This window comes from Aristophania sp. ESL1100, assembly GCF_058511235.1.
On the sequence record NZ_CP196394.1, the window covers coordinates 680,514 to 704,588 of the forward strand.

Genomic DNA, 24,075 nt, shown 5'->3' on the forward strand with positions numbered 1-24,075 from the left:
TTATTATTATAAAAATGATAAATAGTTACGGATACAAAAATTTTTAATCGTTGAGTATTTTGTTTTTTAATGCGTCAAAATACTCTTTTGGAGTGATTAAACGTGAAAATAGGTTTGTTTATTCCCTGTTATATGGATGCGTTTTATCCAAAAACGGCGATTGCTACTCTGGAACTCCTTGAGAAGCTGGGACAGACGGTTGAATACCCTCTGGACCAGACTTGTTGTGGGCAGCCCATGGTCAATTCAGGCTGTAACAAGGATGCCAAAGAGACGGAAGAGTTATTTGTTAAAAATTTTGCTGATTATGATGTGATCGTTGCTCCGACAGGAAGCTGCGTTCATAATATCCGTGATAATTTTGATGCACTTGAGCAGACAGCTGCTGTGAAGCATGTGCGTCAGAATACATATGAGCTTGTTGAGTTTATCCATGATGTGCTCAAGGTGCGTGAGTTCCCATGGGCAGAATTTCCTCATAAAGTGGGGATTCATAATAGTTGTGCCACGTTACGGGCTTTGCGCACCGCCAGTATGTCAGAGCTTGGAGAGCCTTTTTTCTCAAAACCTAAAGCTCTGCTCTCTGCGGTAAAGGGAATCAGCTTTGCCCAGCCACAGCGCCCGGACGAATGTTGCGGTTTTGGTGGGACCTATTCCGTAACCGAAGAGGCTATCTCAGCAAAAATGGGCCTTGATAAGGTCACCGATCATAGTTCTGCCGGTGCTGAATATATTGTGTCAGCTGATACATCCTGCATGATGCACCAGCAGGGATGTGCTGAACGTAATAATGTACCGATCAAATTTATCCATATTGCAGAGATTTTGAACGGAGCACGAGCATGAGCAACAAACCTGTTCAACATGCCAAACAGGGCGCTGAATTTCTGAAAGAAACAGCCCATCTGCATTTTCATGATGAGCGTCTGTGGGACATCCGTCAAAAACGCGATCACCAGATGCATATTCTGCCTGAATGGCAGGAATTACGTCAGAAAGCGTCAGAAATCAAAGAGCATACGCTTGCTAATCTGCCGGAATATCTGGAACAGTTTGAACGTAACGCCAAGGCGAATGGGATTCATGTTCACTGGGCGCGGGATGGCAAGGAACATAACCGCATCGTTGGTGAGATATTAGAAGCGCATAAAGCGAAATCATTGATCAAAAGCAAGTCCATGATCACTGATGAATGTGAAATGCGGGAATATCTTGAACCGCGTGGCGTCACCGTTACCGAAACTGACCTGGGTGAGCGGATTCAGCAGCTTGATGATCAGCTGCCAAGCCATGTTGTGTTGCCGGCTGTCCAGAAACTGACGGAAGATGTGGCGGCTCTTTTCGCGAAACATTACCATACCGATCCCAATGATCATGATGCGCATTCTCTGGCAGAAGCTCAGAGGCAGGCGGCCAGGCCGATTATTCTTGGCGCTGATGCGGGAATGACGGGCGGGAATTTCCTGATTGCCGAGACGGGGACTTTTGTCGTCTGCACAAATGAAGGAAATGCGGATTTAAGCGCGAATGTCTCAGGCCTCCATATTGCGACTTTGGGGATTGAGCGCCTGCTGCCGCGTATGTCTGACCTCGGCGTGTTTATCCGCCTGCTTTCTCGCAGTGCGCTTGGTTCTCCCATCACGCAATATACGACGCATTTCCGTAAGCCTAGAAAAGGCTGCGAGATGCATATTATCCTGGTCGATAATGGTCGTTCCGATCGTCTGGCGATGGGGGATTTCTGGTCATCGCTTAAATGTATCCGTTGTGGTGCCTGTATGAATACCTGTCCGGTTTACAGGCGCTCAGGTGGTCAGTCCTATAATGCTGTTTATTCAGGGCCGATTGGTGCGATTATTGATCCTACCTTTAATAAGGAGAAATACAGCACACTTCCTTTTGCTTCGACATTGAACGGAAGTTGCAGCAATGTCTGCCCGGTGAAGATTAATATTCACGAACAGCTTTTCCAATGGCGGCGTGTGCTGGCTGAAGAAAATGAAATTCCTTTTGTGAAAAAGGAAATCATGAAAATGGCCGGAAAGCTTCTTGCAAGCCCCCGTATGTACAGAGCGGCTATTTCAGGGACAAATGTTGCCTTGAAAACGATGCCACGCTTCGTACTCTATAATGCGTTCAACCAGTGGGGGAAACATAGGGAACTGCCTCATCCGGTTTCAGAGACATTTAACCACTGGTATCGTAAAAACCGCTTAAATCAGTCCGGGAAAGATAACAAGAATTCCCAGACAGGAGGGCAGGCATAATGGCAACGCAGGAACTATCTGCCAGAGATACAATCCTGGCCAAATTGAGAGAGAAGCGTGCTCCTCGTGCTGAGCATTATCCATTGCCGGATGTTGTGACTTTGGGTGATATGGATCGTTCAGTAAAACGTTTTGAAGAGGCTCTCTGTCTGCTGGGTGGTGATGTCTGGACACCAGAGGAAGGCGAAACCCTCGAAGCGACAATTCGTCGTAAATTTCCCAAGGCAAATTCCATCTGTTCTGCAATCGATGATTTTCAGGGCACGATGAAAATTACCGATTTAAAAACGTTGCAGGAAGCAGACAAGGTCGATGTTATGGTCGTCCGCTCTCCTTTCGGAATTTCTGAAATGGGATCGATCTTCCTGAGTGAGGTGGAACTTAAGGACCATCTGGCTGATGTGCATCTGGCTCAGCATCTGATCGTGCTGCTTTCCAGAACGGCCCTGACCGCAAATATGCATACGGCTTATCAGGAACGCAATGAGTTCAAGACGGCTGGATATGGCGTTTTGATGAGTGGACCCTCTGCCACAGCTGACATTCAGGGCGTGCTGGTACGCGGTGCGCAGGGTGTGAGAAGTCTGACAGTTATCTGGACAGATTAAGATATTTAAAAGCCTCTTTTATCTTTTAAATGGATAAAAGAGGCTTTTTATTTACGGATTGTTTTTGTTGAAATTTACGCGATCCTGAAGCAGCCTCAACAGCTCATCAAGGCCTTTCCTGCTGACAGAGGAAAGGAGATGTATTTCCTGACCTGAAGCTTTTGTCAGAGCGGCTTTTTTCTCTTCAATCTCTTCTTCGCTTAACGCGTCGCACTTATTAAGCACAATAATTTCCGGCTTAACAGCCAGATCAGGATCGTAAGCTTCCAGTTCTCGGCGAATCATAGCCCAGTTTGCTGCGGGATCTGTTTGTGTGCCATCCACAAGGTGCAACAGTACAGCGCAACGTTCAACGTGCCCCAGGAAACGATCCCCAAGTCCTAATCCCTCACTAGCACCTTCAATAAGACCAGGAATGTCAGCAATGACAAACTCTTCACTATTATTAAGGCGCACAACACCAAGCTGGGGATGAAGGGTCGTAAAGGGATAGTCTGCTATTTTTGGCTTTGCCCGGGAGACGATAGAGAGGAATGTGGATTTCCCGGCATTTGGCAACCCAAGCAGCCCGACATCGGCAATAAGTTTCAGGCGCAACCAGATCCAACGCTCTTCACCTGGATAGCCTTTATCGGCCCGGCGGGGCGCACGATTTGTGCTGCTTTTATAATGGCTGTTACCATGGCCACCATCGCCCCCTCGGCAAAGAAGGATCATTTTACCTTCTTCATCCAGATCGGCCACAAGTGTTTCACGGTCTTCATCAAGGATCTGCGTGCCGATGGGGACATCGATAATGATATCCTGCGCAGCAGCACCTGTGCGGTTTGAACCTGCACCATTTCCGCCTTTTCGTGCGCGGAAGTGCTGTGTATAGCGAAAGTCAATTAATGTATTCAGACTGGGAACAGCCCGGAAATAAATATGCCCACCACGGCCGCCATCTCCGCCATCCGGACCGCCAAATTCAATATATTTTTCACGCCGGAAGGCTATAACGCCATCGCCTCCATCGCCAGAGCGGACATAAATTTTAGCTTGATCAAGAAATTTCATAAGTCTTATCGCAGTTGAAGCGAGGAGGGGAGATATGAGAAAGGGGGAAATTCCCTTTTACAGGAAATTTCCCCCTGACAACACGGTATCTAAGCGTTGGAGCTCGGATTATTCAGCAGCTGCTGCAAGAGCAACAGAGACATGAACCTTACCCTGAGCGCGGCGCTGGAATTTAACATGGCCTTCAACCAGGGCAAAAAGTGTATGGTCGCGGCCCACACCAACATTTTCACCAGCATGAACTTTTGTGCCACGCTGACGTACAATGATATTGCCAGCAAGAACGTGCTGACCACCAAATTTTTTCACGCCTAAACGACGCCCAGCGCTATCGCGTCCGTTACGACTGGATCCGCCTGCCTTTTTTTGTGCCATTCTGGTCTCTCCTTAAAATGGTCTTTAAACGGTGCCTTGAGAATCAGGAGCCGCTTAGGCGGCGTTAACTGCCGTAATACGTAATACGGTCACAGGCTGGCGGTGGCCATTTTTGCGACGGCTGTTCTGGCGACGACGTTTTTTGAAAATAATCACCTTGGCCAGACGATCCTGTGCAATGACTTCTGCTGTAACAGAAGCACCGGCAACTGTAGGAGCTCCAACCTGAAGATTACCTTCGCTACCGACCATCAGCACGTCAGAAAATGTGACAGTGCTACCAGGCTGTGCATCAAGCTTTTCAACCTTGAGGACAGCGTCTTTTGTGACGCGATACTGTTTTCCGCCTGTGCGGATGACTGCAAACATGCAAAATTCTCTCTAATAACCGTAGTCCGAAGGCCGCTACCAGATCCGTCATGGATTGGGTAAGCCTTCCACTGCGCTTTTTGTCGTTGGCCTTGATTTTCCGTGCTCCCTTAAAAGAACAGAAAAACAGGCAGGATGATGTATAGAAATTTCCTGCTCAGACGTCAAGGCTCATTACGAATCTATTAGTATTAATATGGTTTTATTAAGGTAATTTTGTTGTTTAGTTAACAAATGTTTAGAAATGACAAGTTTCGGGAATTCTCTCTTGCATACACGATGAAAAATCGTCATAAGCGGGAGAAAGGCAATTTTATAACGTAATTGTTTGTAGTAATTGTCTTTTACATCAGGAGAGGTGCCAGAGTGGTCGATTGGGACGGTCTCGAAAACCGTTGTGCGTGCAAGCGTACCGTGGGTTCGAATCCCACCCTCTCCGCCATGAAAACGTAATTAGAGACTTTCTCTTATTTTTTATGCTCTGCCAATTAATTATTTGACGTGTTAAGTAGTTAATTAGGTAAAACGAGGATAGTTTATTCCAGTTTTCTTTAAAGGCAGGCGATAGAGTTTGTTTTCGATTCGGTACACAAAAATATATAAGGATTGAGTTATGCATCCTGATTATGAACTTTCAGAAGAACAGTTTGATAAGCAGCGTGAGTTTTTGCGAAGTGAACTGTCTCGGTTGTTTTCTAAAGGACGTGTGACCATCCTGATAGATCACGCTAATCTCGAGTTCGCCCTCAAAAAACTGCGTTTCAGGTTTGATTATGAAAGATTTCTCCATGATTTTCAGGAGGTGGCAAATCTGAGAGGGGTTTATTGTTTTATCTCATATATTCCTAATGATTATAAAAGAGGCGGTTTCATCTCTTTTCTCGAATATAATGGCTATCGGGTTATCCGTAAGGAAACCAAAGGTCATTTTAATTTTGATATGATGGATAACGCTGAGGTCATTGATGATACAGATATGATTGGAGAGGCATCCTCGCGTAATTCAACAGAAACTTTCCGGCGTATTAAAGGTAATGTTGATGTTGAACTGACGATTTATGCGCTCGAATATTGCCGTCATGCTGATCATATTGTCCTGGTATCAGGTGATGGCGATTTCCGTATGCTGATTGAACAGCTGCAAAAAAACGGAAAAGAGGTAACGGTCATCTCAACGGCCCGTACTTACCCCCCTGTTGTTGCTGATGAAGTAAGACGTCAGGCGGATAATTTCCTTGATCTGGATGATTTAAGACTTCTTTTTGAAAAAGAATGACCATTTACGGTGTGTCTTCGGCATCGGGCGGGGGCCTTCACCAACAAACGGTCTGCTCTCATCAAGGAAGTTCGTGTTTGTTTTAAGTGTATGAGCGATGACGACAAGATAGGTCAGGGCTCTTGTTAACTCGAGACGCGTAATGATGTCGTGTTCCGGTGTATCCAGTTCTCTTAATCTTCTGACAGCGGCACGGGCAACGCGGGCAGCGCGTGCATGGCGTTTCGTTGAACGTTCAATATAATGTAACACCAGCAGAATAGGGCGTCTGGCACTTTCAGGCAGGTATTCGCGGTCCATCAAAGCGCGAAGGCGGATAATATTTAATCCAAGTGTTAATGTTGCCAATGTTCCCTGAATAGCCGCTTCCGTTAATGGTGAGCCTGCAGGATCAGAGTGAGAAATAAGGCGTGAGAAACGGTCTGTATTATGGCTGATCCAAGTTCCAACGCGTGGAATAAATTTGATATCAGTCAGAGATCGTAATTCTTTAAGCATCATTTTACGTATTCTGAAGCGTTCAGCATCCCGGTCAAAAGGCAGAACACTTCGGAAAACAACAACACTGACAACGCCAGACATCATTATGGCCAGATTGACGTTATGATAGGCAACCTCATCCATAACGATCTGATTATCCAGACCAAGCATGAGCGGCATGAGAAGCGTATAGGATGCCGCTGCTTTAGCCGTAGGGGGATTACTTTTTGCCAGCCCCCCTATGAACATGGCTCCCCCGAGGATAAGAGCAAGAGGCTCATAGGTTTTGACCATAGGCATCAGGCCAAAAACCAGAAACCAGGCGACGACCCATGCAAAGAACATCCCTTTGAGAAAGCTTGTTGTACCCAGGACCGGGTTTTCCTGGGTTGCATAAAGGCCGCATATGACACAAACCATGCTGATAAAGGTGGTGCCATTTGGCCATGCGGTCACTTCATAGATAAGAGCTGCGATAATGACGGCCAATCCAGTTCTTATGCCGTTATTGCAGGCAATTTTAACATCATGGGAAACTTGCCGGTTAAACCGAAAATGGTCGCCGAACACAGGGTGCATACTGGCATGGAACTGCGTTACGGCCTGTTCAAGGTCCCCCAATAACTCTCCCATAGAGATAAAGAGGACGCGTTCATCAAGCTCAGGAGTCGTAATTTCCGCGCCTTCTTCCTGGGAGAGGCGCTCGAAATCAGACATGGTCAATACGGCCGGGCCGCTATAAGAGGAATCGATGGAGACACGTAGAGGGGAAGCATATTGTCGGCACGTGTCTCGTAAATGCAGAAGATCTTCGAGAAGAAGAGGGATTTCATCTTCCTGTGTCAGGCGTTTGGAAAAGCTTTCCAGAAATTTGACAACCTCCTGGGTAATAACCTCAAATTCCTGATGCGTATTTGTGAGAAGCTGTAACCGGGTGGCCATCCCGAACCCACGTGCCAATAAAGCTGAAAGAGACGCAAGAGCGGCGCGGGCATGATCCCCTTCATGGCCATAGGCTCTCATTTCGACTTCAGCAAACTCGATTTCATCATTCAGCTTTAAAACAGTGCCAAATTGTTTTCGTGCCGAATTCAGGGCAGTACGGTCCCGGCTCAGAATATGTTTCAATGTTTCTGAAACGAGAATTAAAGCCGTTTCCAGTTTCTGCTTTATTTTAAGATGGGCATGCTGTTCCTGATCTGTGGAAAAGATCGTTGCAACGACTGTCTCGCACGTTACACCCAGGATAATGTAGCTTGTACGGGCAACAGCAGCCATGAAAAGTCTGTTTCCGTCTGGAGAGGCATCCATACAAATAATCGCGCAGGTATATCCTGCCAGAACAAAGGCATATGAACGGAAATTACTGCAAAAGGTTGCAAAGCCGCTACAGACACCAATCCATAAGGCTATAGTTGGATAATAAAGCCAGGGGGACTGTGGAATCAGTCCTGTAATAACGATAGAGGCAAAGGCACCCGTAAATGTGCCCACAATACGCCAGCGTGCCTTGGAGAGAGATTCGCCTCGGTTAAGCTGGGCCACAACCCAAACGGTCATACCTGCCCAGGCAGGATTATCCAGCTCCATCCAAAGAGAAATTCCCAAAGCAATACAGGCAGCGATGGTTGTGCGAAAGGCAAAAATGAAGCCTGCTGGTGTTGGACAATATATCCAGGACAGTGGCAATGGTTTGGGCGTTTGTGGCCGCTCCGGAAAGGCCAGTCTCCTGATCGCTGCATTAATAAGAGCCATCAGATAGCTCCACCCATGAAGGAATCGCTATGATAAGGCTGAATAGGCAAGTTTAAGGTCAGCAACAAAATGGTCATATTCCCTGGCCCGGGAGTCGTCAGATTGACGAAGTAAAAAAGACGGATGGACTGTCACTAGACCTATAGAGCCGTCCTGCAAAGTCAAAAATTTTGATCTTTCCCGAGAAACAGTAATTGGACGTCCTAAAATGGCTGTCCCGCCAGTAACGCCCATCATGACCGTAACTTTTGGTTTTAAAAGGTCTCTTTCTCTTTTAAGCCACGGAGCACAGGCTTTAATATGTTCCATATCAGGTTTCTGGTGAAGGCGCTTTCCATTCCCATATGGCGTAAAGCGGAAATGTTTAACAGCATTGGTGACCCAGCTTTTTTTCCGGTCTATGCCGCATTCTTCCAGAGCCTGGTCAAAAAGCTGTCCTGCAGGACCGACAAAAGGGCGCCCCTGAAGATCTTCCTGGTCACCTGGTTGTTCCCCGACGAACATCAAGCTGGCGTCATAATTGCCTTCTCCCGTAACGGTTCGATTAGCCGCCCTGCAAAGCGGGCAGAGTTGGCAGTCAGTTGCATAAGCCTTCAGAAGGGGCAGGGAGGGTATTTTTTCTATATAATCAGGCGTGGGTTTTACGGGAAAAGGCATTATGGAGCGCCAGAAGGGGCTTTCGTGACGCGGGATGCCGTGAGTCCGGGCAAAAGCAAATAGTTCGTCCTCGTTACTCTCTGCAGAGTCTGGTGGTGAGGGAGCGAAAAATAATGTGTTGTCATGGGCGCAAAGAATTCGGTCCCGATTTTTGATCAACCAGTTATCCGGTCTTAAAGAAAAAAGAGCATAAGCCTGACTATCCAGGAGAGCGGTCTCCATATCCAGAGAGAGCACTGCTTTTTGGGAGATAGGGACAGAGCAGAGCTTTTCTCTCAATAACAGGGCGTCTTTTTTAGCATTATGACTGATGGCAATTAATCTGGAAAAGAGAGGATCTTCTTTTTCATTAATTTCTTCATTGTCTCTGAGTCGTTCAAGTAGATTATAAAGAAGTTTAAATCTATCAGGAGATCCAGAGGAAAAAACAGCAACTATTAAGTGGGATATCTGGCGTGAAATTGAAAAAAAGGAAGTATTTTCTGAAAGTTTTGATCTGTAATTACTTTTATAGAGTTGATCTGACGTTTCGATAGTGAAATTTAATTTTGAGAACGGGATCCGCTGCTCTAAAAAGGGACGAATTTGATGCCGCCAGCCTTGGAAGTCGCTTTCTGTCGCAAGCTTGATGAGATTCATTTCTGATTATTACCAACATTTTATGGGGAAGTAACTATTAATTAAGCTTTTCTTTAGAGGATAATTATTTTACATACCTCCCTCAGATCAAACGAGATTATTATGAGACAAAGGTTACTATAATGACGGATCAGACTGAACATAACCATCTACTGAAATTGACAACCGATATCGTTGTTGCAAAATTATCAAAATCTTCTTTGTCACTTGAAGAGCTCTGTAGTTTAATTGGTAATGTTTATAAAACATTATATAACCAAAGTAGTGAAGTGGAAAAAGGCAACGCTTCCTCAAATCAACAGCCTGCGGTACCAGTTCGTAAATCAGTGTTTCCAGACTATATTATCTGTTTGGAAGATGGAAAGAAGCTGAAAATGCTTCGGCGTCACCTTCAGAGTGCTTATGGTATGACACCAGAGCAATATCGTGAGAAATGGTGCCTTCCTCCTGAATACCCTATGGTCGCTCCTAACTATGCCGCACGTCGCTCTGCCCTGGCAAGAGAGATTGGCCTTGGGCGTAATATCGGGTCAGTTTCAGATAACCCTCGCGCTAACGGAAGACGCCGGGAAGTCTGATCTGCTTTTCGGTTTTTAGAACGTTCTCATAAAAAAAGGCCCGGTGGGTTTTCTCCGGGCCTTTTTTATAGTGACTATATCAGCTGCTTTTCTGGTTGAATGATTGAGTTTGTAATCAGAAGAAAACACGCATATCAAAACCGACGATCGGGGCATTCTTAATTTTCCCCGTTCCCCCAGGGCGCCATAAATATTGAAATTCAGGTGTGAATATAATGCCATGTGTGACGTGAATTCTGTAAATAACTTCCAGAGCCGATTCATGGGTCGACATGAGAGGGCGCTGTTGTACCAGGCTATCAACCGTTGATAGTGAAAGTGTTTTCGGTGCAAAAGGCTGATAGGCCGCCTCGACTTTTTTGCCATAATAAAATTTTGAAAAAACGACGCCGAAACCATCCAGTGGGCGTGAAGGGATTAAGCCAAAATCAAGAAAACCTGCGTACCATTGGTTGGACACCATCGATATTGATGAAGTCAGATGTGTAAATCCTCCAATGAGAAGCAGGCCGGAGGTGGAATTTTTACCATGTCGTAAAATCATCTGGTCAATCATGATCCACGCCATTGTCTGGCCATGACGTGTGCCCGGTACGCCTGTTTCCCGCGAGGCCCAGTTATAGGGCAAGGGGGAGGAATCCCACATTACGCCGATTTTATAATGGCCATTAAGGCGATCAGCACCAAATTCAGGCTCCCAACCGGCTTCTCCATAGACAGCCACACCAGAAGCCGAATACCAGTTGGTTCCGGCGGTTCCGCCATGTAAGGGTTCTGACGTGAAGACACCAGGGATGAGGTATGTATCTCTGGTTGGACGAATTTTAATATTCGTACCCCAGGCTGAGGTAGGCCAGGATGAATAACCATTAATTGTGGTCGCTGTACGTGGTTGGTTACACACTGTAAGGCCATTGAAGCTGCAGAGTAACATGGACGAATCATAATCAAGACCTGTGGCGTAACGACCAATGATCCAGCGTATACGCTCATTCAGCCACGTTTTTTGCAGATAAAAATAAATCAGATGGAACGCAACGTTTCCGCCAGCGCCATAAATCTGGGCAGAGTTATAGACATTATCAGCAAAGACATCTCCGGAATGATAACGCCCGGCACGTTCCGTTCCGGCAATGACGATGGAGGTGTTTTTAAAGCCAAGTAATTTCTCCAGGTCAAAGGTCGCCAAAACGCCAATATCATGGGCGTAAACGCCTTCCCGACGGAGACCACCCCCCACATTGGCCATATATTCCGGCCAATAGAAAATATCGATCGTAACGCCTTTATTTATAAGTTTGCGTCGCAGCTTTCCATAAAGATCATGATCGAAGAAATGTCCCAGATCCTCGTCCGGCATATTATCATGCACGGACATAGGTTGCAGCCCGAGCATCTGGGCGAGTGTGACGTCTTTATAAGGCTTTTTACCTTTTGAGATCGTGACGACAGTCTGGGACGGAGCCTCTTTTTTCTGGCCGAATACTTGCCCACTGAACATCATCAGGCCTGCGCCAAGACCTAGAATGAGAAAAAAGTTCGGGACTATATGACGCATACCCTAAACAAACTTCATGAAAGTAATCAATAAAGAGGCATAAATTATGACCCACGAATTATAGTTGAGCCTAATATATATCTTTTAAGATTTTCAAGAGCTTAGCTTGTAACATGATTGTGTGCTGAGGTTTATTATGGATAATTTATAGAAATGCAAAGTTATAATTTTATTACCTGAAATAGTTTAAAATATACATTTGTAATTATTTTATAATGTATGTTTTTATTTAATTTTCTATTTGTAAAGAAATAAAAAACAACAAATATATGAAATCATATTTATTTAATATGTATATTGAATTGAAAGGCACTATCGCTAAAATTCATAATGGGCTCATTTCGTTATTTTATAAAAATTGTTGAAAAATAATAATCCTGGATTCTGGCAAAGGAAAAATAAGAGCTTTATGGTCCTTTAAAGTCATGAATTCGTAATAAGTTAGTCTCACTATCATGTTTTTGTAACTTTTAGAGAGATAATATGTAATCTCTGTTTTTCTTGATAGATAAAGAAAACCCATAAGAGTGATATTTGAATAGATAAAAATGTTTTGTTTAAAATCTATTTTATGGTTAGGCTGCCGGGAATGTATTTCCAGTCTCTGATTTATTGGGAGACTCTGTATGATCAGAAAGGGAACTCAAATATGACAAAGGCAGAATTGATCGCAAAGTTGATCAGTCTGATGCCAGAGATGGACCCGCGTAAAGTTGAGGCCTCTTTTCTTAAGGTCATGGAGCATATTTCGGACTCTCTGAATGATGATCGGAGAGTGGAATTGCGCAATTTTGGTATTTTTGGCTTAAAGAAACATTCCGCTCATGAAGGGCGTAATCCCAGGACAGGGGAAAAGGTTCCTGTTTTTGAGAAAAAAGTTCCTTACTTCAAGGCCGGGAAGAAGTTAAGGGAAAGAGTGAATCTATCACATGACGTAAGTGATGTTTAGGGAAAGGACAGGGTGCCAGCACCCGGTCCATTTAATTCTTCAAGAAGAAAATCTCTGAAAACGGAGATTCTTTTTGATGTTTTCAGTTCTTCTGGATAGACAAAAAAAGCATCCATTTTAGGACAATGAATTTCAGGAAGAATGCGTACCAGCTCAGGGTAGGCCTGAGCGGTATATTCAGGAAGCACTCCAATCCCAATATCAGTGGCTATGGCATGGCCAATTGCTGAGATATTGCTGACAGCGAGGCGTACATTCTGTTTGGTAATGGTTTTATCTTCAAGCAGATGTTCAACAAGCCAGTTCACGTGGGGGAGCGGTAAATGTTGTCCTGCAAAACCAATAAGATTGTGCTGTGCCAGGTCGTGCAGCTCCCTGGGCTCTCCGTGGAGTTCCAGATAACCCCGTCCTGCGTAAATTGGCAGGCTGAAGCTGGCGAGATGACGCTGAATCAGGTCTGATTGAGTAGGGGGGTGCAATCTGATGGCAACGTCAGCTTCTCTCATGCTGAGATCAAGATCATTATCTTCAAGCAATAATGTAATGGTCACATCAGGGTGTTTGCTCATAAAACGCCTCAGGCGTGGCATAAGCCAGGAAAGACCAAAACCTGTTGTGGTTGTGACCTTTATCTTGCCTTTTGCGTGTTCCCGCCCCTCAGAGAGGGATGCCTGAGCCAGAGCGAGCTTGGAGAAAACCTCTTTTGCCGTTCTGTGCAGCAATTCGCCTTGTTCCGTCAGAATAAGGCCACGAGCATGACGGTGAAATAAAGGAACCCCCAAAACATCTTCCAAAGCTGAAATCTGCCGTGATACAGCAGATTGGCTGAGTTTGAGGCGATCCCCGGCATGGGTAAAAGAGCCTGCTTCTGCGACCGTATGAAAAATACGGAGCTTGTCCCAGTCCATTGTCGGAGCATCGTAAAGTTTGCCGCAACAGCTTTCGTCAGATTTGCTCATAAATTCCCATCAAGGCGCGCCATCTGATACGGCGCCGCCGGGTGTGCGATTATGTGGTTATGCATGAGTAATCCAGTGTCCGTCCGGATTCAAGCTTTTCAATAGGTTCCTACGTAAAATCAGCCAGGAAACGCTCAGCTTCCAGAGCTGCCATACAACCTGTTCCTGCTGCGGTTACAGCTTGCCGGTAGATCTTATCCTGAATATCGCCAGCGGCAAAAACCCCCTCAATGGACGTACGGGTCGTGCCTGGCGTGGTTATAATATACCCCTCATGATCGCAGGCAACTTCTTCACGGAAGGGGCCGATGCTGGGTTTGTGCCCGATAGCGATAAAAACACCATCGACGGGTAATGTTTCAGTCACAGCAGGATTTAACGTGTCTCTCAGAAGCAGAGAGGTGACAACCTCCGGTGTGCCGCTTCCTTGAATTTCAGCCACTTCTCTATTCCAGTGGATTTTGATTTTAGGATTATCAAAGAGACGTTTCTGCAAAATTTTCTCTGCGCGCAGGTTGTCACGTCTATGAATCAGGTGAACAACATCAGCGTGATGAGTGAGATAAAGTGCTTCTTCAACGGCCGTGTTTCCTCCGCCGATAACAGCCACGTTTTTCCCGCGATAGAAAAAGCCGTCACATGTGGCGCAGGCAGAAACACCATGGCCCTGAAATTTTTCTTCAGAGGGAATATTCAGCCAACGGGCCTGTGCCCCGGTAGCGATAATGAGTGTCTGGGCGAGGTAGAGATCCCCGCTATCACCTTTCAGGTGAAAATAGCCTTCCGAATCACGACCTTTTTTGAGGGACGCTTCGGAAATCAGATCATAAATCAGCTTCGTGCCGACATGTTCTGCCTGTTCACGCATTTGTTCCATAAGCCATGGCCCCTGAATGGGAGCGGCAAAGCCGGGATAATTTTCAATCTCATCAGTAATGGTTAATTGCCCACCAGGTTGCAGGCCTGTGACCAATATGGGTTCAAGCCCCGCACGAGCAGCGTAAATAGCGGCTGTATAGCCGGCTGGGCCTGCTCCGATAATCAGTACTTTTGTGCGGAAGCTGTTCTGCATGGTGGTGTAAAATCCCTTTCTGGTGACAAGCGCGGTGCTGATGATGTGAAAGCTATTAAGATTAAATGAAGGACCGGTCTTGTGTCATTAAATTTATGCGTAATTTTCTTGCGCAAGATACGACATATCTTATAATAAACGCCAATTATTCTTATCAGAGACGATCTGATTCAATCTCTTGTAATTTTGAGAGCCCCCATGAAAAAGATAGAATTGGATGACATTGATCGTCATATTCTCTACGAACTACAGCAAGATGGCCGAATTACCAATGTGGAGTTGGCAAGGCGTGTCAATATTTCCGCTCCTCCCTGCCTGAGGCGGGTGCGAAGGCTGGAGGAGCTGGGAATCATAGAAGGATACTCAACAAGGATCGATGCAGGACGGCTGGGGTGGCCAATCAGTTTTTATGCACTTGTGGGGCTGGTCAGTCAGAAAGGGACTGTGCTCGAATCGTTTGAGCATGAAATAGGGACCTGGCCGGAAGCGCGTGAATGTCACATGATAAGGGGGGGCGAGGATTTTCTGCTGAGGTTGATTGCCCGCGACGTTGACCATCAGAACCAGCTGACGCGAAACCTGATTGATCACCCTTCAGTTGCCCGGGTGCAGAGTTTTCAGACGATCAGGACAAGTTGTGACCGCCCGGGTATTCCTCTTGAACCATGTTTGTGAAAAAGGGTGCGACGTTCCTTCCGTTTGTCTTGCTGGGTGGGCTGATTGTTCTGCGCTTTGTTCTGGCAGCCAGCTTACCTTTGAGCCCGGATGAAGCCTATTACTGGCTTTGGTCCAAAAATCTCCAGTTAAGCTATTATGATCATCCTTTCATGGTGGCTCTGTGGATCAAGTTGGGAACAGTCCTATGGGGGAATACGCCTTTTGGCATAAGATTTTTAGGGCCTGTTTCGGCGGCATTGGGAACAATTGTCTTTTTTATAACGGCGCGCCAGATTTATGGTCGGAATGATGGGCGGGCCGCCTATGCAGCTCTTTTGCTGAATGGGACAATCATGTTCGGTTTCGGGATGGTTGTTATGACACCCGACACGCCTTTGCTTTTTTTCACAATCCTATGTCTCTGGGGGCTGGTGAAAGCCCTGAATGCGTCAACCAACGTCACTCGTTTATGGTGGTGGCTTCTGACAGGCGTGGCTCTTGGGCTGGCCTTTGATTCAAAATATACAGCCAGTTTTCTTGTCGCAGGTCTTGGGTGCTATCTTCTGCTTAAAACGCCCGCCCTTTTACGCTCTTTTTCGCCCTGGGCGGGGGGTATTGCAGCTTTTCTCACAATGAGCCCGATTATGATCTGGAACAGTCATCATCAGTGGGCCGGGCTACTAAAGCAGGGGAGTCGTGTCGGAGATTGGCATCCTGAGCGTGCGTTAAATTTCCTTGGTGAATTACTGGGAGGGCAGATTGGCCTGGCAAGCCCTTTAATCGCCCTGGTCTGTTTTATGGGATTTTTGCGTGCGCGGAGAGAGAAACCCTTTCTGTTCTGGCTTATTGTCCCTGGGTTGACCGTTCTGGTCGTGCACGCTTTTGGGGGGCGCGTTCAGGCAAATTGGCCGGCTATCCTGTATCCGATGTTTGCTTTAGCGGGAGCGCTTATTGTCAGAGGGCGTTGGTGGGTTGTCGGGAGTGCTTCAGTCTGTATGGTTCTTCTCGCTCTTCAAGGGCTGTATGCGCCATTGCCTCTTTCAGCGCATTGGGACCCAATAGAGCGACAGACGAGGGGGTGGCATAATGTGACAGCATCGCTAATTGCCCGTGCCAGAGAGCAGCATTGTGAGGCGCTTTTCGTTCAGGATTATGCGCTGGCCTCTATTCTGGCCTATCATGATCATGATGGGTTTCCCATTATCAGCCCTGATAATCGGTGGTCTTATCTGGGAGAGCGAAAAACGGTTTCTTCAGGAATGGCTCTGAGTGTTGCCGAAAAGCGCTCAGCCGAAAGGACAGGAGAAGACATCGCAGACAGATATTTCAAGAATCGTATAGTGCGTTCTTATCATCTGGAAAAACTGCCTTCTGCCGAAGGATATGCGGTAAATTAATTTATAGGGTTTCATTCAATAAAAAAGCTGCCCGAAATCAGGCAGCTTTTTAAAAACGCATCATCGTGCAGAAGGCTTAGAAGCCTTCACGCTCAACGCGTTTGCGCTCCATTTTACGAGCGCGGCGGACAGCTTCCGCAGCTTCACGTGCGCGACGCTCTGAAGGCTTTTCAAAGTGGCGGCGGAGTTTCATCTCACGAAAAACGCCTTCGCGCTGCATTTTTTTCTTGAGAGCTTTAAGAGCCTGGTCGACATTATTGTCACGAACGAGAACCTGCACGGTGGCGTCATCTCCTTAAAAACGGGTCGGTGTCTGGATAGACAGGATTATAACCTGAATTAGACAAAATAATTACTGGAAAAGACCGCTACCATATTCCTGAGAGGGAAACAATAGTTTCCGCGTCTCTATATGGCGTGTGATGGTGCATAAAGGTTCTATTTCGGTTATGTCTCTGTTCCCTGCACGAATCCTGAGGGTTGATTGTGACGATAAGATTTTTAAGTGAGCGTTCTTCTGCTGCCGAGAATCAGCTTTATTTGCGTGAAGAATCAGTCAGGACCTCTTTTGAGGTCTTTTTGTTGGCATGGCGCAGATTAAGCGCAGATTGTGACGCTCATATGGTGCAATTCGGGATTGGGGCAGCTCATCAACGTATTCTTTTCCTGATTAAGAGCCATCCTGATCTGACGCCTGGGCGCCTGCAATCGATGCTGGGAATTACAAAACAATCTCTGGGACGCGCCTTGGGTGACCTGAAGGAAAGAAAGCTGGTCGAGCAGTTTTATGACAGCAACGACCGCCGCAAGCGCCCGTTAAAGCTCACCCCGGAGGGGGAGGCGCTTGAAAAGGAACTTTTCAATCTTATTAAAGAACATCTCAGCGCTGCCTATAAACGCACCGACGGCTCATCTGTAGAGGGGTTCCGCAGAGTGTTGGCTGAATTATCCACTCCGCAGACATAAAAAGTCAGCTGACCAGATGGGATGAAAAGAGCCCGGCTATTGGCCCGGCTATTGGATTGAGTTGCCAACACCACCATTGCCAGTGCCCTGGCCAAGTCCTCCCATACCGCCCATGCCGCCGCCAAATGTATTGCCCATGGCGTTCATAGGGTTGTATTTGCCAACATTGCCCAGCAGTTCCTGAATAACGGAAATATCTGTGCCAGGTGTGGGCGTAACGCCATTAGCCATGGAAACTTTGATACCGTCCTTGCGATGGAGAACGTGCATATTTTTCAGAACGCCATCCTGACTGAAATTCAGGACAAGAACTTCCTGTTTCTTCGTGGCTGGGAAACCTAACGGTACAAGCTTCTTTGTCAGAGTAATATAGTACCACGAATCGTCGTCAAATGTACCACGGGCCGTAGGTGAGCCGATCATATTGATAACGTCATCGCGCGTGCTGGTGCCTGGGATGAGTTTTTTATACTCATATTCCTCAACCAGAGATCCACGGGGAATCTTTGGGGGGGCGACGACGGAGCATCCTCCTGCCATAAAAAAGGCCGTCAATAAAAAGGCAGAATGCAGGCGCTTTCTGTATGCGGCGCGGCGCCCTGCACGATTTACGGAACAGGAACTGAGTTCATGTCTGTTGGAGTTCATGGAGGGAGTTTCGCTGTTCATAAGAGGGTGCGCTTCCTACAATATTTAAAAGCGGTCATTCAGCTTCAGGGGGTGCCTTACGGATAGCTTTATGTCAATCTTTTTTCACGCTACGATGAACCAATAGCATAGCTTATGAGCTATGGAAAAGTGGATATATAGTTTGCGGGTAGAAGAGACAGGAATATTTATGGCTTCAAAGGACACTTCATTGAACGGGCAGGATCTGAAAAAGAATCAGATTATAGAGCCGGAATTTTCACGGAGACGTTCACTCCTGCAAATTAACAGGGGGCTTGAGGAGTTTATTGAAGCGACACCCGCTGAAAGAGCGGCTCTGGCAAAACGGCTTAATCTGGTGGAAGTAAAAAGCCTGGTTTGCTCTTTTATCCTCAATGCGCTGCCAGAAGCGCGTGTTGCGGCCGAAGGGAAATTACAGGCGTCTGTTGTGCAGAGTTGTATCATCACCAACGAGCCGATTGAGGAAGAGATTGAAGATGTATTTACTCTTCGTTTTGTCCCGAGACATGAGATGATACCCGATGAAGCGCTTGATATAGAGGCGCTTCTCGCAGCTGATTATGATGAAGTCCCCTATGATGGCCGGACGATCGATTTAGGCGAAGCGGCTTCAGAACAGCTAGCTCTGGCTCTTGATCCTTATCCCAGAAAACCGGGTGAGGGGCTGGAGGATTTTGTCGAAGTTGTGCCAGAAGAGGAAAATGTTCTTCCAGATGAAAGAGAAAAGCCATTTTCTGTATTAAGCCGGTTGAAAGAAAACAGTAAAAAAGGTTAAAAGAAGCCCAGTGGTGGCAGGCAGAATTTGCGTAATCCCTTGCATGAAGGGAATGTTTCTGCTAGAGCCGCCGGCTTGAGCGTCGCTTTAATTATAATGGCGTACGAGATATTTATTGCCAGACCCCGGCCTTGTGACGTCGGAGAAGGCAGTTTCAGAAAGGTGCGGGTTGAGAAACCCCAGTGAGAGAGGCAGAAAAACATGGCCGTTCCTAAAAGAAAGACGTCGCCGTCCCGTCGTGGTATGCGTCGCAGCCACCTGGCATTGCGTACAGAGGCTTATGCTGAATGTTCCAACTGCGGTGAAGTGAAGCGCCCTCATCATGTGTGCAGCCATTGTGGCCATTATGACGGACGTGAAGTCGTTGCGAGCGAAGGTAAAGCTCTGAAAACGGCAGTACGCGCCTAAGTGAAGCGCTGCAATCCTGTCTGCATTGAGGCAGGCAGGATAGAAGCTGTTTAAAGGGTTTTGGGGACTGTGCTCATGAATGAGGTATCTGCGGTTGAGTCACAAGCGGGTGCAGGTGACAAAAATCCTTCCTCATCACAGCCTTATACTCTTGCTGTTGATGCTATGGGGGGAGATCATGCTCCTGAGATCGTTCTTGGCGGTCTCGAGGTCATGGCTGTGCGCCATCCGGATGCACGGATCCTTCTGATCGGTGATGAAACGGTCCTGAAACAAGCTTTGGGACGTTATAAAAAGGCCGCATCAATTTGCGATGTCAGGCACGCTCCTGACAGTATCACCATGGACATGAAGCCGACAGCGGCCTTGCGGATGAGACACTCCTCCCTGCGTATCGCAATGGATGCTGTCGCAAGCGGGGAAGCGCGCGGCGTTGTTTCGGCAGGCAATAGCGGCGCTATGCTTGCCCTGGCAAAAATCGTTGTCAAAACACTTCCAGGTATTTCTCGCCCGGCTATGGCGGCTGTACAGCCCTCTGCCAGGGGGGATGTGATCATGCTTGATCTTGGCGCCAATATCGCCTGTGACGCACGCAACCTTGTTGAGTTCGCCATTATGGGGGAGGCTCTCGCTCAGGCAGCATTGGGATTGCGTGAGCCCTCTATTGGCCTGTTGAATGTCGGCGCTGAAGAGCTCAAAGGCGATGAAAGACTTCGGGAGGCCTCGGAGCGCCTGAAGCAAAGTGCCCTGGCCTCCAATTATTACGGCTTTGTCGAAGGGCATGATATTACCGCTGGCACGACGGACGTCGTTGTGACGGATGGATTTACCGGCAATATCGCGCTTAAGACCGGTGAGGGTGCCTTAAAGCTTGCTTTCGGGTTATTGCGTTCTGTTTTTCAGACATCATGGGTGACGAAACTGGGCTACCTTCTTGTGCGCCCCGGCTTGCGCCGTATGAGAGAATGGATTGATCCCCGCCGCTATAATGGTGCCCTCTTTGTCGGGCTCAATGGGGTTGTTGTAAAATCCCACGGCGGAGCGGACGCTGAAGGCTTTGCGGCGGCCCTGGATGTTGCGATTGATGCTGTAACAAGTGATATAAACCAGAAAATTCGTGCGAGACTTGAGCAGGTCGGCGCCGTGGTTACTTCTGATAAAAGTGAAAAATAATAAGGCAGCCTTGTCATGAAAGAAGCCGTAAGCATGGGAAATGCAAGACTGTGCGGTATAGGGGCTTATTTACCTCGTAATATCGTGACAAATGATGATCTCGCCCGGAGAATCGAAACCTCGGATGAGTGGATTCGCACCCGGACAGGTATCAGGCAGCGTCATATTGCATCTGAAGATGAAAGCTGCGTCTTTATGGCTGCGGCGGCTGCTCGTAACGCTCTGGCTTATGCAGGTCTTAATGCCGCTGATTTGGATGGTGTCATTGTTGCGACCTCAACGCCGGATCAGGTTTTTCCATCTGTTGCTGTGCGGGTTCAGGCGGCGCTTTCCATGGAGCGTGGCTTTGGTTTTGACGTAAGTGCTGCCTGTTCAGGGTTTATTTACGCTCTTTCTACAGCGAATGCCTTTATCAAATCAGGTCAGGCACGACGTCTGCTTGTCATAGGTGTCGAGGTTTTTTCACGTTTGCTGGACTGGAACGACCGTACAACCTGTGTTCTTTTCGGAGATGGTGCAGGAGCTGTTATTCTTGAAGCGGGTGCTTCACAGAATGAGGGAGTGCTTTTCACGAAGTTGCATTCCGACGGACGATTTGGCGATATTCTTTACGTCGATGGGGCTGTCGGTAAGCAGGCAGATAAAGCGGTTCTGAAAATGAATGGCCGGGAAGTTTTCCGCCATGCTGTGACTCACCTGGCAGATGCCGTGGAAGAGGCATTGCGGGAGCAGGGATTGAGTGAGTCTGATATTGGGTGGCTTGTTCCCCATCAGGCGAATCAGCGTATCATTGATGGTGTGGCACGGAAACTGAAATTAGGGCCCGACCAGGTGGTTGTCACTGTGGACCGTCACGCCAATACTTCAGCAGCTTCTATTCCTCTGGCGCTTGCTGAAGCGGTGAATGATGGCCGCATCAAGAAAAATGATCTTATCCTGATGGAGGCTCTCGGCGGGGGACTGACATGGGGATCAGCGCTGGTAAGATTATAATTGTAAAAATTATTATAATTACTGGTTGACAGTTGCGTTGGGCGTGCTAGCCATGATTCATGATGAGTATTACGCGACATTCCCTGATTGAATTATTGCAGAAAGATGTGGGCTTGAATCGTAATCAGGCTGCGTCTTTTCTGGAAATCACGTTTGAGACGATTACGGATATTCTGTCTCAAGGTGAAACTCTTAAAATTAGTGGCTTTGGCACTTTTGGAACACGTGAAAAGGCTGCCCGTGTAGGCCGGAATCCCAAGAATGGGAAAGAGGCTGTCATTACGGCGCGTTGTGTTCCTTTTTTTCGCCCGTCCCAGATATTACGCGACAAAGTTAACAATAGCACTTAGGCAGGTTTTTTATCATGAGCGACTCTTCTGACGCAGGCTCTCAGGAACGGACTTATTCTCTTTCAGAAGTGGCCGAGGGGTTGGGTATTCCGACCTATCGTTTGCGCTCCTGGGAGAATTTTTATCCGGTTTTCAAGTCTGTTCGCTCGGAAAATGGCCAGCCTTCCTATACGGAAAACGATATTGCAGTCATAAGGCGTATTGCGGAGCTTCTTTATAAAGAAGGACGCAAAAGTCATGAGATTATGCCGATTCTTCGTGAAGAATTGGGGCATATCAAGACAGAAGTGAAATTCAGACCTGGTGATAAAGCCCAGTTGACGGAAGAACTTGCTAAAGAAAATGAGCAGCTCCGTCATGATATTGAAACTCTTCAGAAGAAAATAACAGAAATACAGCACCATCAGGAAACGGTGGAAAAAGAACTTTCGGAAACAGTCTCCATCCTGGGGCAGGAAAATGCCCGCCTTCAGTTGAAAGTGAGTGAAGGGGAGAAGACGAAAGAGGCGCTGAAGCAGGCTGAAGAGACAATAACGTCTCTTAAAGATGACCTTGGTTATGCGAATGAAGTTCATTTACATGACGAGGAGAGATTGGCTCATTATCAGGAGATAGAAGCTGATAATGAGCGTCTGAAGCAGGAAATTCATGCTCTTTCAGTTCATCAGGACCAGAAAAGAGCCATTGCGCAGGATCAGGAAATTGAAAGATTGCGTCTTGGCTTCAAGATGATTGTGACAGAGCTTGAAGGGCTCAAAAAAGTTTTTATTTCTGCCTAGAAAATCCTTTATGGTCCTTGCAGCTCACGCCGTAGACTGCTAAAGAGCATTTCACCGCAGGACGGGCAGTAGCGCAGCCTGGTAGCGCATCAGTCTGGGGGACTGGGGGTCGTGGGTTCGAATCCCGCCTGCCCGACCAGTCCTGCGGTTTTTATCTCCCCTACTTAATAAATTAACGTCTTAATTTATGTCCTACATTGTCTCTCGTGGCGCCATTCGTCCAGAGCGACCAGAAGAGGTGCAGAGACGCCATAATTGCCGGGCCGAGAAACAGCCCGAGGATACCCCAGATTTCCGCTCCGCCCAGAATTCCCAACAGAACCCATAGAAACGGCATTTTCGTGCTGCCACCGATTAAGGCAGGGCGAATAAAGTGGTCCGCCAGGAAAAGCACAATAGCACCAAGCACCCAGACGATGGCTGCGGCTATCATACTTCCCTGTGCTGCTATGAGGAGAGCTACAATCGTAACAGCGACCCATCCCAGAAAAGGAATCATGGCACAGACAGCCGTCATCAGCCCGAAGATAAGTGGTTGAGGGGCGTCTGCAATAACGTAGGCGACGCCCATGATGGTTCCTTCACCCAGCCCGACCAGAACAAGCCCGGCAAGCGTTCCATGGACAGAAGAGACAATCTGGGCCGCAATGCTCTCTCCCTGAGAACCGAACAGTCTTTGCGACGCTTGCAGGCATTGTCTGATGACGTCGTCGCCGTCTTTTAACAGGAAGAAAAGAGTCAGCAGAGAAAACACAAACAAAATCGTACGGTGCGCAAGCTGTGAGCCGATTTCTTTTGTGAATTGCAGACTATGGCCGAGATTAAGTGAGTGGAAAAATTCTTTTATATTATCAGGCTGTGAAAGGTTCTTCTGCCACCAATTATGGGCCTGGGACGCTCCGAATGGAAGGCGATCGATAATAACGGGCATAGGGAGGCCATTATCACGAATATGCTCAATCCATTTCAGGGCATTCTGGACTTCATCAACGAGTTTATAACCAATAAAGGTAACTGGAATCAGGAAAAGTAACGCCAGGGCTGTTGTGAAAAGCAGTGGAATCCATATAGAGGCCCCGAGTTTCTTTTCTGCCTTATAATAAAGAGGCCAAAGCGAAATGGCGAAAACACCTCCCCAAAGCAAAGCTGGGAGAAAGCTCTTTATTGTATAAAGTCCGGCCAGGAGAAAACAAAGTCCCAATATCCCTCTGGCCCGTCTTTGTATCCGTACAGGGGGCTGTGGAATTTCCACCTTTTGCTTGACGAGGGAATCGATGCGGTCAGGGGTGTCGGAATGGTCGGGCATAAGG

General features: G+C 47.2%; 26 protein-coding genes and 2 tRNA genes. 17 read left to right on the plus strand and 11 right to left on the minus strand.

Annotated elements, in window-relative coordinates; translation table 11 throughout:
* Nucleotides 1–102 precede the first annotated feature (102 nt).
* From ACSYSY_RS03355 to ACSYSY_RS03365, 3 genes are read left to right on the plus strand one after another with little or no spacing between them, the layout of a single operon-like run.
* Nucleotides 103–846, plus strand: coding sequence for a (Fe-S)-binding protein (locus tag ACSYSY_RS03355; protein ID WP_491707897.1), 744 nt, complete (start codon nt 103–105; stop codon nt 844–846).
* Nucleotides 843–2,267 (plus strand): lactate utilization protein B, encoded by a 1,425-nt coding sequence (locus ACSYSY_RS03360; RefSeq protein ID WP_491707898.1) that lies wholly within the window; start codon nt 843–845, stop codon nt 2,265–2,267. Before ACSYSY_RS03355 ends, ACSYSY_RS03360 begins: the two co-directional genes overlap by 4 nt.
* A complete protein-coding gene (locus tag ACSYSY_RS03365; RefSeq protein ID WP_491707899.1) occupies nt 2,267–2,875 on the plus strand; it encodes a LutC/YkgG family protein in 609 nt (202 codons plus the stop codon). The genes ACSYSY_RS03360 and ACSYSY_RS03365 overlap by 1 nt, the downstream gene beginning before the upstream one ends.
* A 51-nt stretch (nt 2,876–2,926) precedes the next feature.
* On the opposite strand, the gene obgE is transcribed toward ACSYSY_RS03365, so the two are convergent.
* From obgE to rplU, 3 genes are all read right to left on the minus strand, one after another.
* Nucleotides 2,927–3,931, minus strand: a complete 1,005-nt coding sequence (gene obgE, locus ACSYSY_RS03370) for a GTPase ObgE (RefSeq protein WP_491707900.1) — start codon at nt 3,929–3,931, stop codon at nt 2,927–2,929.
* 108 nt (nt 3,932–4,039) lie between these two features.
* Nucleotides 4,040–4,306 (minus strand): 50S ribosomal protein L27, encoded by a 267-nt coding sequence (gene rpmA, locus ACSYSY_RS03375; protein ID WP_491707901.1) that lies wholly within the window; start codon nt 4,304–4,306, stop codon nt 4,040–4,042.
* A 54-nt stretch (nt 4,307–4,360) separates the two neighbouring features.
* Nucleotides 4,361–4,675: a 50S ribosomal protein L21 gene (gene rplU, locus ACSYSY_RS03380; protein ID WP_491707902.1), complete on the minus strand. Its 315-nt coding sequence runs from the start codon at nt 4,673–4,675 to the stop codon at nt 4,361–4,363.
* 352 nt (nt 4,676–5,027) lie between these two features.
* Here rplU and ACSYSY_RS03385 point away from each other — a divergent pair.
* Together ACSYSY_RS03385 and ACSYSY_RS03390 are read left to right on the plus strand one after the other, a co-directional pair.
* Nucleotides 5,028–5,117, plus strand: a tRNA-Ser gene (locus ACSYSY_RS03385).
* A 171-nt stretch (nt 5,118–5,288) separates the two neighbouring features.
* Entirely contained in the window at nt 5,289–5,951 is a 663-nt protein-coding gene (locus ACSYSY_RS03390; protein ID WP_491707903.1) for a LabA-like NYN domain-containing protein, read from the plus strand.
* On the opposite strand, the gene ACSYSY_RS03395 is transcribed toward ACSYSY_RS03390, so the two are convergent.
* Together ACSYSY_RS03395 and ACSYSY_RS03400 are read right to left on the minus strand one after the other, a co-directional pair.
* Entirely contained in the window at nt 5,925–8,186 is a 2,262-nt protein-coding gene (locus ACSYSY_RS03395) for an FUSC family protein (protein WP_491707904.1), read from the minus strand. The two genes, ACSYSY_RS03390 and ACSYSY_RS03395, sit on opposite strands and share 27 nt — an antisense overlap.
* Nucleotides 8,187–8,213: 27 nt before the next feature.
* Nucleotides 8,214–9,065, minus strand: coding sequence for a UdgX family uracil-DNA binding protein (locus ACSYSY_RS03400; protein WP_491707905.1), 852 nt, complete (start codon nt 9,063–9,065; stop codon nt 8,214–8,216).
* Between the two features lie 539 nt (nt 9,066–9,604).
* Here ACSYSY_RS03400 and ACSYSY_RS03405 point away from each other — a divergent pair.
* Nucleotides 9,605–10,060, plus strand: coding sequence for a Ros/MucR family transcriptional regulator (locus ACSYSY_RS03405; RefSeq protein ID WP_491707906.1), 456 nt, complete (start codon nt 9,605–9,607; stop codon nt 10,058–10,060).
* A 115-nt stretch (nt 10,061–10,175) separates the two neighbouring features.
* Here ACSYSY_RS03405 and ACSYSY_RS03410 read toward each other — a convergent pair whose 3' ends face one another.
* Complete coding sequence (locus ACSYSY_RS03410) at nt 10,176–11,618, minus strand: carbohydrate porin (protein ID WP_491707907.1); 1,443 nt, start codon at nt 11,616–11,618, stop codon at nt 10,176–10,178.
* Nucleotides 11,619–12,267: 649 nt separating this feature from the next.
* Here ACSYSY_RS03410 and ACSYSY_RS03415 point away from each other — a divergent pair.
* Nucleotides 12,268–12,567 carry an HU family DNA-binding protein gene (locus ACSYSY_RS03415; RefSeq protein WP_491707908.1) on the plus strand — a complete coding sequence of 100 codons (300 nt, stop codon included), beginning with the start codon at nt 12,268–12,270 and terminating at the stop codon, nt 12,565–12,567.
* Here ACSYSY_RS03415 and ACSYSY_RS03420 read toward each other — a convergent pair.
* Nucleotides 12,564–13,475, minus strand: a complete 912-nt coding sequence (locus tag ACSYSY_RS03420; RefSeq protein WP_491708207.1) for a LysR family transcriptional regulator — start codon at nt 13,473–13,475, stop codon at nt 12,564–12,566. The genes ACSYSY_RS03415 and ACSYSY_RS03420 overlap by 4 nt on opposite strands.
* 160 nt (nt 13,476–13,635) lie before the next feature.
* Entirely contained in the window at nt 13,636–14,598 is a 963-nt protein-coding gene (trxB, locus tag ACSYSY_RS03425; RefSeq protein ID WP_491707909.1) for a thioredoxin-disulfide reductase, read from the minus strand.
* Nucleotides 14,599–14,796: 198 nt separating this feature from the next.
* Here trxB and ACSYSY_RS03430 point away from each other — a divergent pair, with 198 nt between their 5' ends.
* Together ACSYSY_RS03430 and ACSYSY_RS03435 are read left to right on the plus strand one after the other, a co-directional pair.
* Complete coding sequence (locus ACSYSY_RS03430; protein WP_491707910.1) at nt 14,797–15,273, plus strand: Lrp/AsnC family transcriptional regulator; 477 nt, start codon at nt 14,797–14,799, stop codon at nt 15,271–15,273.
* Nucleotides 15,264–16,652, plus strand: coding sequence for an ArnT family glycosyltransferase (locus ACSYSY_RS03435; protein ID WP_491707911.1), 1,389 nt, complete (start codon nt 15,264–15,266; stop codon nt 16,650–16,652). The genes ACSYSY_RS03430 and ACSYSY_RS03435 overlap by 10 nt, the downstream gene beginning before the upstream one ends.
* A gap of 76 nt (nt 16,653–16,728) precedes the next feature.
* Here ACSYSY_RS03435 and rpsU read toward each other — a convergent pair whose 3' ends face one another.
* Complete coding sequence (rpsU, locus tag ACSYSY_RS03440; protein ID WP_489805151.1) at nt 16,729–16,932, minus strand: 30S ribosomal protein S21; 204 nt, start codon at nt 16,930–16,932, stop codon at nt 16,729–16,731.
* A 206-nt stretch (nt 16,933–17,138) separates the two neighbouring features.
* Between rpsU and ACSYSY_RS03445 the strand changes: the two genes are divergently transcribed.
* Nucleotides 17,139–17,618, plus strand: a complete 480-nt coding sequence (locus tag ACSYSY_RS03445) for a MarR family winged helix-turn-helix transcriptional regulator (protein WP_491707912.1) — start codon at nt 17,139–17,141, stop codon at nt 17,616–17,618.
* A 48-nt stretch (nt 17,619–17,666) separates the two neighbouring features.
* On the opposite strand, the gene ACSYSY_RS03450 is transcribed toward ACSYSY_RS03445, so the two are convergent.
* A complete protein-coding gene (locus ACSYSY_RS03450; RefSeq protein WP_491707913.1) occupies nt 17,667–18,287 on the minus strand; it encodes an outer membrane protein assembly factor BamE in 621 nt (206 codons plus the stop codon).
* A gap of 169 nt (nt 18,288–18,456) precedes the next feature.
* Between ACSYSY_RS03450 and ACSYSY_RS03455 the strand changes: the two genes are divergently transcribed.
* From ACSYSY_RS03455 to ACSYSY_RS03485, 7 genes are all read left to right on the plus strand, one after another.
* Nucleotides 18,457–19,062 (plus strand): DUF177 domain-containing protein, encoded by a 606-nt coding sequence (locus ACSYSY_RS03455; RefSeq protein ID WP_491707914.1) that lies wholly within the window; start codon nt 18,457–18,459, stop codon nt 19,060–19,062.
* A 201-nt stretch (nt 19,063–19,263) separates the two neighbouring features.
* Nucleotides 19,264–19,470, plus strand: a complete 207-nt coding sequence (gene rpmF, locus ACSYSY_RS03460; protein ID WP_491707915.1) for a 50S ribosomal protein L32 — start codon at nt 19,264–19,266, stop codon at nt 19,468–19,470.
* A gap of 75 nt (nt 19,471–19,545) precedes the next feature.
* Nucleotides 19,546–20,643, plus strand: a complete 1,098-nt coding sequence (gene plsX / locus ACSYSY_RS03465; protein ID WP_491707916.1) for a phosphate acyltransferase PlsX — start codon at nt 19,546–19,548, stop codon at nt 20,641–20,643.
* A 15-nt stretch (nt 20,644–20,658) separates the two neighbouring features.
* Nucleotides 20,659–21,636: a beta-ketoacyl-ACP synthase III gene (locus ACSYSY_RS03470; protein WP_491707917.1), complete on the plus strand. Its 978-nt coding sequence runs from the start codon at nt 20,659–20,661 to the stop codon at nt 21,634–21,636.
* A 59-nt stretch (nt 21,637–21,695) separates the two neighbouring features.
* Complete coding sequence (locus tag ACSYSY_RS03475) at nt 21,696–21,986, plus strand: HU family DNA-binding protein (RefSeq protein ID WP_491707918.1); 291 nt, start codon at nt 21,696–21,698, stop codon at nt 21,984–21,986.
* A gap of 14 nt (nt 21,987–22,000) precedes the next feature.
* Entirely contained in the window at nt 22,001–22,765 is a 765-nt protein-coding gene (locus ACSYSY_RS03480) for a MerR family transcriptional regulator (RefSeq protein WP_491707919.1), read from the plus strand.
* 62 nt (nt 22,766–22,827) lie between these two features.
* Nucleotides 22,828–22,904, plus strand: a tRNA-Pro gene (locus ACSYSY_RS03485).
* Nucleotides 22,905–22,937: 33 nt separating this feature from the next.
* Here the strand turns inward: ACSYSY_RS03485 and ACSYSY_RS03490 are convergent.
* A complete protein-coding gene (locus ACSYSY_RS03490) occupies nt 22,938–24,071 on the minus strand; it encodes an AI-2E family transporter (RefSeq protein ID WP_491707920.1) in 1,134 nt (377 codons plus the stop codon).
* Nucleotides 24,072–24,075: the final 4 nt, after the last annotated feature.